Origin of the sequence: Acinetobacter sp. CFCC 10889 (genome assembly GCF_003268395.1) — a bacterium.
In the GTDB taxonomy this organism is placed as follows: domain Bacteria; phylum Pseudomonadota; class Gammaproteobacteria; order Pseudomonadales; family Moraxellaceae; genus Acinetobacter.
On the sequence record NZ_LQXQ01000176.1, the window covers coordinates 1 to 501 of the forward strand.

A 501-nucleotide genomic window follows, 5' to 3' on the forward strand; every position below is an offset into this window, starting at 1 on the left:
TTTTTATGCCCTGAGCTTGTAAGTATTTGGTTAATCGAATATAACCATAGCTCTGCCTTGTCTCCTCATGGGCTATTTTCACCAATATCGTCTGTTGATTTCGTTGAATCGTTCTTTTGCTCACGCCTCTCTTGAGCCAATCATAAAAACATGAAACTGAAACATGAAGTAATCGAGCCATTAAGGTAATTGGAAAAGAATATCTTTTTTGTTTCATATAGGCGTACCTTACTGACTTTCTTTGGCAAAGTACGCTGCTGCCTTTTTTAAAAATTCACGTTCCATTTCAGCTATTTTGAGCTGTTGTTTGAGTTTTTTATTTTCTTCGAGTAGAGCGTTTAGATCAGGTGAATACTGTTTTGTACCTGCTAAAGTTCCAGCCTTTGCTTTGGTATTCCAATTTGAAAGAGTTTGCATTGAAATGCTAAGTTGTCTGGCTGTTTCCGAGACATTGCCTTGATTGGCTTCAATTAATTTGATGGCTTCAGCTTTAAATTCTGT

Annotated in this window: 1 pseudogene; it reads right to left on the reverse strand. The window is 36.7% G+C overall.

The window, feature by feature from the left end:
• Positions 1-501 (reverse strand): annotated as a pseudogene (locus AVJ19_RS21270) (IS3-like element ISAba22 family transposase); the annotation flags it as partial.